The following is an 11,813-nucleotide window of genomic DNA, read 5'->3' on the forward strand; positions in this document are numbered from 1 at the left end:
TTAGCGCTATCCCAGTAGCGCTTTTTTTTGAGATTTTTAATGGCACGTTTTATGTTTAGTAAACCCAATTCATTTTATACTTTATTCGCTTTTTTATTCATGGCTAGTTTTAGTGGCTTTAGTCTCAGCGCCGCAGAAACTAAAATGCTCGCCTTAGTCTCCGACCGTTCAGCAGCAAGTATGGTAACCGGCGCTCATCAGTTTTTATCAACATCAAAAGAGTCTACTACTTCAATCGCTTCAGAATTAGCTAAAGCAGAATTAACTAGGCCAGTAAAAAGTAATATTACTATACGCAGTGTTAGCCAATTAAATCAGTTATCGAATAGTGAATTACAACAGTTAATTATTCAACACCAAGGCATTATTGTTGCTGGGGTTTTTGGTGAATCGGTTGAACGCTTATTAGCGATGCAATACCCAACAACGCAAACGCGTTTAATACTGAGTAGCGATCGCCGTTTAATGGCCTTGCATCAAGATGTGCAAGGTGGCAAAGCTGCAAATTTATCAAGTAAACAGTTACAACAATTAATGACTCGATTTGACAAAAATGACTACTTGAACGAGTTAGCGAATCAACAAAAACAATGGCCACAATTTAGTTATTGGTTACAAGCACGAGGTTATTGGCAAAACAGAGGTAAAGAAAATCTTGGCGAACTGTTTCATTGGTTACAAACTATTAGCGCATCACAAGCGACTGAACTTAACCAAGCGGGAATAATTATTCCCTTACAGCCAATACGATTTTATTGGCAAGAGCAGTTAATTAGCCTTGCAGCCCTTAAAAATAATCTTGTCCAAACTAATGCAGTTATTAACGGCGCAGATGCTAACAAAGCCACTAAGCCAATTGTATTCATTGTTGATCATGATACAGGCGATCAACCCGGTCAATGGCAGCTGCATCAGCAATTATGCCAACAACAATGGCAATGTGTTTCAGTATTAGCTGGTTGGGGAGTGCCTAGCGAGCAAGCAATTGAAGATATATTAGATCTAACTTCAAACTTGCATTTAAACCTAACTTCAACTTCAACTTCAACTTCAGCATCGACATCACAACCTTTTGCGATTATCGCCTTACAAGATTTTGTGATTGGCGGTGGCGAAGGGCGAGAGTCAGTCACCGAAAAGTTTAAAGCGTTAAATGTACCAATATTTAAAGGTATTAGAGTTACCGAACTTAGCGAATTAGCGTATCAACTTTCACCAACAGGTTTACCAAGTGATAGCGTACATTACCGCGTTGCTATGCCTGAGCTACAAGGTGTATCACAACCACATGTGTTAGCGTTAGCTTCCAATTCAAAAATTGATTCAGCCACAGGCGCAAGATTATCTATTAGCCAAGTATTAACAGATGAAGTTGCCCGTTTACAAGCGCGCGTTGATGGCTGGTTAGCACTTAAAACTAAAGCCAATAGCGATAAAAAAATTGCCATTGTTTATTACAATCATCCACCGGGCAGACATAATATCGGCGCTGATAACTTAGACGTTCAACAATCGTTATGGCAAATACTAAAAAAATTAAAAGCCGAAGGTTATTACCTTGGCCCTGAAAGCGAGTTTCCAAAATCCGCCGATGAACTACTTGATATTCTGCAGTTAAAAGCAGTGAACTTACCGCAAGATGCCGGCGAATTAGCTAAAATGTCATCTTTGATTAATGCTATGTCTGCGAGTGATTATCAAGCCTATTTCGATACGCTACCAACGATGGTTCAAGCTGAAATGATTGACGGACCACTTGGCTATTTAGATGCCCGTGTTAGATTTTATCTTGCAGGACAAGGGCAAACTCAATTAGCGCAATTACCTGCCATTGAACGTAAAGCGGTACTTGAAGCCTTACTCGATAATGTTGAAAATACTTCGGTCGATTTACACCATGCTTTAGACGGCATCAGACATAAAGGCCGAATACGCGCTTTAGATTTACTTGAGCAACTTACTCAAGAGTATCGCGATATTATTGCCTTAAGTCTCGCTAATAATGCAATTTCCGCTAGCCATTGGCAAAATGCAGAGTCATTAAAAACAGCGTTAATAGATATGCAAATTGAAGGTATTCGCGGTTGGGGTAAAGTACCCGGCAATACCATGGTCTGGAATAACGAAATTTTGTTACCGGGTGTTCAGTTTGGCAATATATTTTTAGGGCCTCAGCCACCACGTGGTTGGGAGCTTAACGAAGAATTATTACACGCCAATATGACGTTTCCGCCGCCACATCAATATTTAGCGTTTTATTACTATTTACGTGATGTATTTAAAGCCAACGCGATAGTGCATTTAGGGCGACACTCTACTTATGAATTTTTACCTAAACGCGCGGTTGGTTTATCGGCAAGTGATTATCCATCACTTATTATTGAAAGCGTGCCGAGTATTTACCCTTACATTGTTGATGGTGTAGGCGAGGGCATTCAAGCTAAGCGTCGTGGTATTGCGGTAATGCTCGATCACTTAACACCACCGTTAGCGACAACTGAATTATACGATGGCTTATTGCAACTGCGTCAACTGATTGAAAGTGCAGAAGCGGCTTCAAATCAAGACACCAAAAAGAAAGCCATTAAAGCGCTGCGTCACAAAATTGAAGTGCTTAATTTAACCGACGAATTGGTTGCTAGCATGGATGAAGAGTTACAAGTGCGCGGTATCGGTTTTGGTGAAGTAGATGATGATTTTTTACTACACGAAGTAGGGCATTACCTAACTCATCTGCAAGAAGACTTTATGCCATTAGGTTTACATGTTTACGGTAAAGGTTGGAACCAAGAAGCCATTGATACCATGATGGAATCCATTGAAAAAGGCGAATTAGACTTTGATGACTTAGTTTCTGAAGAGCAAACACGCAATATTATTCAACAAAATCTGATTATCTCGCCAAGCAGCGAGATGTCAGCATTGTTAAATGCGTTAAACGGCGGCTTTATTGCGCCGGGTAAAGGTAATGATCCGATCAGAACCCCAGATGCATTGCCAACTGGACGTAACTTTTATGCCCTTGATGGTAGCCTAATTCCTTCACAATTGGGCTTTAATACCGGACAGCAATTAGCCAGTAAAGCCCGAGCTGAAAACCCGATAATAGATAAGAATCATAAAGAAGCGGTAATTTTATGGGCGTCTGATGCGGTACGTGATGAAGGTGCGATGATCGCTTTTGGTATGGACATGCTTGGTGTAAAACCGGTATGGAATCGTCGCGGTATTTTAAAGTCATTAGAACTTATTCCGCTTGATGAAACTCGTAGTGAACGCCGCGACATTGTATTTACCACCTCTGGCTTATTTAGAGATTTATATGCGCAGCAACTTGCGTGGTTAGATCGCTCAGTATTACTTGCTCTTGCAGCCAGTAAAAATGTAATTGAGCGTGATCATCCAGCGTTAATTCCCGCATTATATGCAGCTTTAAAGCCCATTGAAGCAATGCTTGAGCAACAAACCATAACATTAGATGAAAGCTTAACAACCAATATGGTTGCCAGTAATTGGCTTCGTGAAGCGCAAGCGTTACTTCGCGCCAACAAAGATATCAGCCCAGAGGTATTAGGTCGTCAGGCAAGTTACCGAATTTTTGGAACAGCACCGGGCGCTTATGGCGCAGGTATTAACCGTTTAGCAGAGCGCTCTGGCGCATGGCAAGAACGCAAACAGCTTGGTGAAGCGTATATTAAACGTATGAGTCATGCTTATGGAGTACCGAGTGATGATGTAGAAATGGGCAGTAATGTGCAATCACTATTTCGTCAGCAGTTAGCGCATGTTAATAGCACTTATTTAGGTCGAGCCAGTAACCTGTATGGCTTAATTGATAATAACGATGCCTACGATTACCTTGGCGGTTTAAATTTAGCGATAGAAACCATCACAGGTGAACAACCTGAAAGTTTTGTTATCTCTCATGCGAATAATAAGCAACTGTCAATTGACCCATTACAACTAGCCTTATTGTCAGAGCTTCGCGGACGCTTCCTAAATAGACAATGGATCCAACCTTTAATGAAACAAGGTTATGCTGGCGCAAGAACTATGGGTAATGAGTTTATTGAAAACCTATGGGGATGGCAGGCGACGAGTCCTGAAATTATTAAGTCGTGGGTATGGGAAGATTTAAAGGCAGTTTATATTGATGACAGCCTAGATATTGGTTTAGATGAATTTTTACAAGAAAACCACAACGTGCACGTGCAAAGTAATATTTTGGCGATAATGTTAGTGGCGATTGAAAAAGGTTTTTGGCAAGCAAGTGAACAAACGCAAACTGAATTAGCTGAAAAGTTTGCTAAGAACATTGTTGAAAATGGCATTCCAGGTAGTGGCCATACGCATGCTAATCACCCTATTTATAACTTTATCACTCCCATGTTATCGGCAGAGTTAAATAACCAATTAGCTGAAGTATTAGCGGCGGCGAATCACACGCCAACGGGTGATTCTGGCTCTGGCGTAAAACATATTCAAGAAATAAGTACTGAGTTAGAGCAGGCAGAAGCTAAGCAAGCCAAGCAAGAAAATGAACAAAGTGAGCAGAGCAGTGAGCAACAAGCTGAACAGCAAAGCGCGCAAGAAAAACAATATTTACTTATCGGTGTTATTGTTGTGATAGTACTTATTGTGCTTTCTGGCTATATTCGTTCACGTCGTCAGTTAGCTCAGCTAAATCAGTTAAGCCAGCCTAGCTCAGCTCAGTCAAATAAGTCGGAGTTTTAATATGCTATATGGCTTTTCATTAGAATTGATGCATTTAATAACTTCATGGTTATTACAGCCTGTGGTTTGGGGCTTATTGTTTTTTACCGGACTTTCCCTATACGAATCAGGTATTGCTGTTGCTGAGCGGTTCTCGGTTATTCCTGCCTTAGTTAAGGCGAATCAAAAACAGCAATTGATTGAGCAGGGTAAAAAGCGAATAGAGCGTGCTGATTTCATTACTCGTATAGCTCCTATGTTAGGTTTGATGGGTACGTTAATTCCATTAGGTCCGGGATTGTCAGCATTAGGCAGTGGCGATATTAGTATTTTAACAACAGCAATGACAGTTGCTTTTGACACCACTATTATTGGTTTACTTGCAGGCGTTATTGGTTTTGTTTTAGGGCGAATGCGCAGACGTTGGTACGATAATGCTATTCAACGCCTAACTGATTAAAAGAGAAATTTAGATGAGTCATCAATGGCGCAGTAGTCAGTTCGATAGCCAAGAGCAGGAGCCATTAGGGCCTTTAGCGAACTTAATTGATATTATGCTGGTTTTCGCTTGTGGTTTAATTGCGGCACTGGTCGCGCTTAGCCCTGAGTTAGAACAACACTTTCAAGTCAATCAACAAGCTGTTCACCAAGAAAGCATGGAAAAAATACAACCGATAAATTCCGTTGGTAAAGAGCTTACTTCAACGCCTGAAGCGCTTAAAAATAAACTACAAAGCCAAGAAGGTTATCAGTCTATGGGTCAAGTGTATCGAGATCCTGAAACCGGTAAACTCATATTGATCAGTAATGAGTAATCAGCTGATATCATGCGTTGAGTTAAATAGCTAAGTTGAATTAAGTAAGCTTAGGTAAATAGATAAATAGATAAATAAGCACAAATAGTGAGTAATAACATGAACAACAAACAAACCGATGAGAACAACCAAGGGCAAAGCAAAGAACAAAAACACGTTGAACGTCAACAGAAGATCAAAGCCAAAGTTGATGAGCGTGTTGCAAAAGCCACGGAAGAGCGCGGCGTATTTGTTGTTATCACAGGTAACGGTAAAGGTAAAAGTACCTCTGGTTTTGGCACTATATTGCGCGCTATAGGTCATGGTCAAAAAGCAGGTGTAGTGCAGTTTATCAAGGGCACTAAATGGGAATGTGGCGAAATGAATATTTTAAAGCAATTCAATGTGCAACATCATGTGATGGGAACTGGATTTACTTGGGAAACTCAAAATACAGAAACCGATAAAGCTGCAGCGCAACAAGCATGGATAAAAACCAAAGAGATGTTGAGCGATGAAAGCCTCGATATTATCTTACTCGACGAAATGACTTACATGGTTAAATACGGTTACATAGAATTAGACGAGATCATTGAAGCGTTAAATAACCGTCCAACAATGCAACACGTGTTGATCACTGGCAGAGCTTGTCATCGTAGTTTGATTGAACTGGCCGATACTGTGTCAGAAGTACAACCGATTAAGCATGCCTTTAAAGCTGGTGTGAAAGCTCAGAAGGGACTTGATTGGTAAAATTATCAGGCAATAGTTTACCGATTTAACCTGAACTCAGAGAAAATATTAATCTGAGTTCAGGTTGGTTGCATCAGCTTAGCAACATTAGGTTAACCGACACTTAGCTTCGCTAATTATTGGTAACGTGAGAATGTAAGGTGAGAAGTTTTATTAGTAAAACGCATTCCATGCAGAGCCTACAGTAATATAGAATGCGGTATCGGTCTCACTTTTAGCAATATCAATACCGGCTAATAATTTAAATTTCCTTGCCAGTTCATATCGATAACCTACGCCATAGCTACTGTGCCATTTCGCGTCAGAGAAACTGGTTTTCCCAGCACTAGAGTAATCGCCATATGCTCTTCCTGAGCCGGTAAAGCCAACCGCCCAGTGTCTGTGAGCAACTTCATATCGTCCTTCAATTTCTGCAACCAAAGCACTTTGACCAATATACTGTGAATTTGAAATACCGCGTAATACTATTGAAGGTGTCATAAATACAGGGGCTTTATCCTCGCCAGATATTGTTTGAAACTCTGTACGAAACCCTAGAATAAACTTTTCACTAACTGGTTTAAAGTAAAAAGCTTTTAATCGATAATTAACAAAATTAGAATCACTACCGACATCTTGATTATAAAAGTCAATAACACCTTTTGCATAAACCCCTTTGTTTGGGGTAAATATGCTATCTCGGGTATCATACTCAAGGACGGCAGCTAAACCCGCATAAGTATTGTCACCGAATCTACTAAACAGATCATCTACTATCTCTCCACCATCAGTTGATTTTGTTTCAACTTGCATATAGGTGTAATTAAAGCCTGCAAACAATTGGCTATTCAACACTCTATATTTCAACTCTTGGTACGCCGCATACCCTTCAAAATTGAGGTTTACATCACCAAATTTAGTGCCAAAATCCATATTTGCATTCGGAGCACCGATAAATGTGGTACTACGAAGATCGCCATCTAAGTAAAAGCCTAGGTGATAAGCAGCAGCAAATCGTGTGCCATTTTCAGTACCTGCGGCGACAACGCCACTTAGACCCGGCGGAATGTAGTGACCATTTTTACTTTTTTTACCTTGTAATGAACCGTGTAAAAATAAGGCGTTTACGCCTAAGCCGTAACCAAATGTTGGCCCTGTGATGATGATAGGGACAGGTAAAAAACCTTGTTTAGAAGCTAAAAATTTACTGACGTCAAAATCACCATCTTGCTCATCAATAAATAAGCTTTCTTCCTTTTTTTCCGGTTTTTCCTGTGGTTCTGTTGCGGCAAAACAGGATAAAGAAATACACAGTAATAAAAACAGTGAACATTTACTCTTATTCGACTTTAATATTTTCATTTATTTGTCCGTAAATTTAGCTAAAAAGGGTTAAAGCTGATTAATTCTATAATCTAAGTTACATAATCTAAGTTATATTGAGCATAATGCTAAACTGGTCTATTTACCTAGTTGTTTTAACTCACTAACGCTGAACATTACAAACCATTATGATATTGCGCATTGGTTGATGCAGGTACAAGATCTTTTAGCACATTTATTGCTGATAACGGCTTATTATCTTCACTAGCGGTAGTGTCAATGTAGGTTGCTTCGACGCCATCACCGTTTACATTTCGTTGATCGTAAGTTTGTGGTTGACTACCTTGCTCTATAAGTTGTGAGAACTGTTTAATCAATTCTACTTTGTCTGGTGATTCTTTATCACCTGCGCCAATGTTAGTTAAATCAATCATGAAGCCATCATAAAGTGATGATAAATCAGCAATGATCTCGGTATTTAAAAATTGGTCTTGATTGTAAATACTTGGGTAACCTGCTTTTTGTTTATCAATGGCGAATGACTCATCTTTAAGGTTGGTGATCGTGGTAGATTTATCACACGACAGCATACAGCCGTTATCAATACGCGGTTTTTCACAGCCAACACTTTGTTGGAAGAAACACTGACGACTAGTCATTAATAATATTGGATGATAAATACTGTAAAACAGTTTGAAGTTTTCAGGGCGCGCAATGGTTTTCATTTGCTGGCGATTAATTTCATTTGAAATAAATGCGCCGCTACAATCGAACTCTTCTTGCATCGCTAATAAAGCGTAAGAGTTGGTAGTATTTAAAAACGGTCCTGCAATCCATTTTATGCCTAATTCAAACGCGCGATTGGCTATACCTGTGTTGTTGGTTACGATTAACTCAGGACGAACCTGCTCTAAAATATTAAGTGCAACATCAAAATCCTTACCAATTAATACCGACGGGAACCAAGGAATTAAGCGTGGGTTTTCTTTAAAGAAAGTTACATATTTAGTACAGCCACGTTTGTAAGCATCAGGTAACTTAAAGTAAATATCTGCATCAGCCATATTAGGTAAATCAGCTAGCTGAATGTCATTTTCATCACATATTAGTATTGACAACTTTGTGTCATTACCTTGTTTAGCATGACGTGTTAATTTAGGTAATTCCACTTCAGGTAATACAGGTACACCGTTAGCAAGTAGAGTTGCTAATTGATTTTTAAGCACATTAAGCTCTTTAAATGCAATAGCAACCCCGCTTGGTATAGTATTGGTATTAAGCTCAGTTAAAGTAAAATCAGCATTGTTAAAGCTTTTAAAGCGCTTTTCAATAGCTTCGCTGTCTAAGCAGTTTTTCTCACTAGCGGTTAATATGCGTTCAGTTTGCAAGGTATAACTTTGTTCGGTAACTGACTCATCAGGGAAGCCTTTATTAATGGTTTCTTTAATGATTGCGGTAACGGTTAACGGCTCGTTGACTTGACCTGTAAACACTAACGACAGTTGACGTTTCTCAATACTTAAATATTTTATCTTATCGAGTGCATCGGCTTGTAATGCTTCTTTTTCTTTATTTAAAGACTCTTCAACATCATGAATTTGTACAACAGAAATGGCATTGTTTTTATCAATCGCGTGATATTTTGAGTTATCGCGTGGGTTTTCAATAAACATTGATTGATTTAAATCACCACGTAAAAAGGCATTAGAAAAGTCACGATTAAATACTTTATACAAACGCTCGCCATCTTGGGTTAATTCACCTGTTTCTACAAAACCGTCGATTTGTTTACGGAAACTGTCAATTACCGTATGAACGTAACTTGCGCCTTTTATGCGACCTTCTACTTTAAACGAATGCACACCTGCTTCAATTAGTGCCGGTAAATCAAAAAAGGCAGAGTTGTCTTTAATATTTAGTGGAAATTTATTGCCTGATTCTGTCGGTTTATATTCTTCACGACATGCTTGGCTACAACGTCCGCGGTTACCTGAGTTACCAACACTAGCTGAGGTTGAATAACATAAACCCGAGAAAGCAATACATAATGAACCGTGCACAAATACTTCGGTTAATACATTTTGCTGTTGAGAAACTGCAGTGATGGTTTTAATTTCTTTTAAGCTTAATTCACGAGATAAATTCACGCGTGATACACCCAACTTTTTAAGAAACGGAATTTGTCCAATGTTATGTGTTGTAAGCTGAGTAGAAGCGTGAACGTCAAGGCTAGGGAAGTGCTTTTTAAGAATATAAAGCATACCAATATCTTGCACAATAACACCGTCAAGGGTGGTGTTAGCAAGCTTGCTTAATAATTTGGCTAAAGTACCAAACTCACGCTCTAAAATAATAATATTTAACGTTAAAAATATTTCACAATCGTAGCTATGTGCCAACCTGATAACACCGACCAACTCATCAAAAGAAATATTAGACGCACGATTACGAGCGTTAAAAGTGTCTAAACCACAGTACACAGCATCTGCACCAGCAATAATTGCCGCTTTTATCGCATCTACATCACCACCAGGGGCTAATAATTCTATTTTAGGACTCATTACTACAACTTTGGCCTGTTTACGAGGCAGTTAAATTTTAAAAGAGTGATTTTACCGATATAATGAGCGAATGAATACCGTTAAAATACTGTAATGAGTATTTGTTTATTAAGTTGTTAGGGCGTTTATAAAAATGAGCAATGTAATTAGTAACGTTACTAGTAAAGTAATTAATAAAGATAACAATGAAATAAAAGACTTGCCGATCCTTTATTCATTAAGAAATTGTCCTTATGCGATGCGCGGACGCTTAGCTATTTATAAATCAAAGCAACCGGTATTGCTGCGTGATTTAGTGTTGAGTAATAAACCAGCAGAAATGCTTGCAGCATCACCCAAAGGTACAGTTCCTGTTGTTGTATTACCTGACGGATTAGTTATTGAAGAGAGTTTAGATGTGATGTTGTGGGCGTTACAGCGCTCTGATCCTAACGATCTTCTTCATCATAATCTAGGCACTGTTGATAATACTTTATCGGTAAGCTATTTGGAGGAAATGTTAATGCTTATTGATGAATTTGATACTGATTTTAAACGCGCATTAGAAGCTTATAAATGCGCTAAACGTTATCAAGAAGCCAATGTTGACGAGTGTAGGGCAATTTGTGAGAAATATATAACTCGCTTAGAATTGAAATTAACTGACCATGAATTTTTAATGTCAAATCAAGAAAGCCTACTTGATATCGCCCTTATGCCATTTATTAGACAATTTGCTAGGGTAGAGCGCCAATGGTATTTGCAATCTCCTTATCCGAAAGTAAGACAATGGCTGAATAATTATTTACAAAGTCCCGTTTTTACCAAAGTAATGGCGAAACATCCGTTATGGATTGATAACCATGAAGTAGTCTTGTTTGGCGGATAAATGACTGACTAAACACATGGATTTCCGACAGGACACCTCGGAAATGACGGACGTTGTAAAGTTATAAGCGCACGTATGATTTTCGTCATCCCCGAGTTCCCTTGTCGGGGATCCAGTTTTTAGGTGTTTTCTAATAAATCTTGTTAAGTGACTAAACACATGGATTTCCGACAGGACACTTCGGAAATGACGGTCGCTGTTGAATAGTTATAAGTGCAAGTATAATTTTCGTCATCCCCGAGTTCCCTTGTCGGGGATCCAGTTTTTAGGTGTTTTATTATTGTTTTTTAAATGACTAAACACATGGATTTCCGACAGGACACTTCGGAAATGACGGTCGCATTTTCGTCAGGATACCTCGGAAATGACGGGCGTTGTAAAGTTATAAGCGCACGTATAATTTTCGTCATCCCCGAGTTCCCTTGTCGGGGGTCCAGTTTTAGGTGTTTTTCTAATAACTCTTTTTGAATAACTAAATACATGGATTTCCGACAGGACACTTCGGAAATGACGGGCGTTGTAAAGTTATAAGCGCACGTATGATTTTCGTCATCCCCGAGTTCTCTTGTCGGGGGGCCAGTTTTTAGGTGTTTTTCTAATAACTCTTTTTGAATAACTAAATACATAGATTTCCGACAGGACACTTCGGAAATGACGGCCGTTGTAAAGTTATAAGCGCACGTATGATTTTCGTCATCCCCGAGTTCTCTTGTCGGGGATCCAGTTTTTAGGTGTTTTCTAATAACTCTTTTTGAATAACTAAACATATAGATTTCCGACAGGACACTTCGGAAATGACGGTCGCATTTTCGTCAGGATACC

7 protein-coding genes are annotated in these 11,813 nt (G+C 39.1%); 5 read left to right on the forward strand and 2 right to left on the reverse strand.

The window, feature by feature from the left end; all coding sequences use genetic code 11:
• The first annotated feature begins 39 nt into the window (after nt 1-39).
• From CWS31_RS08510 to cobO, 4 genes are all read left to right on the forward strand, one after another.
• The gene (locus CWS31_RS08510) at nt 40-4,734 is read left to right on the forward strand and encodes a cobaltochelatase subunit CobN (RefSeq protein WP_101342937.1); all 4,695 of its coding nucleotides are present in this window, start codon (nt 40-42) and stop codon (nt 4,732-4,734) included.
• Nucleotide 4,735: 1 nt separating this feature from the next.
• A complete protein-coding gene (locus tag CWS31_RS08515; protein WP_101342938.1) occupies nt 4,736-5,173 on the forward strand; it encodes a MotA/TolQ/ExbB proton channel family protein in 438 nt (145 codons plus the stop codon).
• Between the two features lie 13 nt (nt 5,174-5,186).
• Complete coding sequence (locus CWS31_RS08520; RefSeq protein WP_101342939.1) at nt 5,187-5,528, forward strand: DUF2149 domain-containing protein; 342 nt, start codon at nt 5,187-5,189, stop codon at nt 5,526-5,528.
• Nucleotides 5,529-5,627: 99 nt separating this feature from the next.
• The gene (cobO, locus tag CWS31_RS08525; protein WP_101342940.1) at nt 5,628-6,260 is read left to right on the forward strand and encodes a cob(I)yrinic acid a,c-diamide adenosyltransferase; all 633 of its coding nucleotides are present in this window, start codon (nt 5,628-5,630) and stop codon (nt 6,258-6,260) included.
• A gap of 153 nt (nt 6,261-6,413) precedes the next feature.
• On the opposite strand, the gene CWS31_RS08530 is transcribed toward cobO, so the two are convergent.
• Both CWS31_RS08530 and CWS31_RS08535 read right to left on the reverse strand, forming a co-directional pair.
• Nucleotides 6,414-7,601 (reverse strand): BamA/TamA family outer membrane protein, encoded by a 1,188-nt coding sequence (locus tag CWS31_RS08530; RefSeq protein WP_101342941.1) that lies wholly within the window; start codon nt 7,599-7,601, stop codon nt 6,414-6,416.
• Between the two features lie 137 nt (nt 7,602-7,738).
• Nucleotides 7,739-10,123 (reverse strand): peptidase U32 family protein, encoded by a 2,385-nt coding sequence (locus CWS31_RS08535; protein WP_101342942.1) that lies wholly within the window; start codon nt 10,121-10,123, stop codon nt 7,739-7,741.
• A gap of 133 nt (nt 10,124-10,256) precedes the next feature.
• Here CWS31_RS08535 and CWS31_RS08540 point away from each other — a divergent pair, with 133 nt between their 5' ends.
• Complete coding sequence (locus CWS31_RS08540; protein ID WP_101342943.1) at nt 10,257-10,991, forward strand: glutathione S-transferase; 735 nt, start codon at nt 10,257-10,259, stop codon at nt 10,989-10,991.
• The last annotated feature ends 822 nt before the right edge of the window (nt 10,992-11,813 follow it).

The sequence above is a fragment of the Colwellia echini genome, assembly GCF_002843355.2.
GTDB classification, from domain to species: domain Bacteria; phylum Pseudomonadota; class Gammaproteobacteria; order Enterobacterales; family Alteromonadaceae; genus Colwellia; species Colwellia echini.

Bases quoted from the DNA above. Each gene is read 5' to 3' on its own strand.
- cobO (WP_101342940.1), top strand. From the start codon at position 5,628: ATGAACAACAAACAAACCGATGAGAACAACCAAGGGCAAAGCAAAGAA.
- CWS31_RS08515 (WP_101342938.1), top strand. From the start codon at position 4,736: ATGCTATATGGCTTTTCATTAGAATTGATGCATTTAATAACTTCATGG.
- CWS31_RS08530 (WP_101342941.1), bottom strand. From the start codon at position 7,601: ATGAAAATATTAAAGTCGAATAAGAGTAAATGTTCACTGTTTTTATTA.
- CWS31_RS08540 (WP_101342943.1), top strand. From the start codon at position 10,257: ATGAGCAATGTAATTAGTAACGTTACTAGTAAAGTAATTAATAAAGAT.
- CWS31_RS08535 (WP_101342942.1), bottom strand. From the start codon at position 10,123: ATGAGTCCTAAAATAGAATTATTAGCCCCTGGTGGTGATGTAGATGCG.
- CWS31_RS08510 (WP_101342937.1), top strand. From the start codon at position 40: ATGGCACGTTTTATGTTTAGTAAACCCAATTCATTTTATACTTTATTC.
- CWS31_RS08520 (WP_101342939.1), top strand. From the start codon at position 5,187: ATGAGTCATCAATGGCGCAGTAGTCAGTTCGATAGCCAAGAGCAGGAG.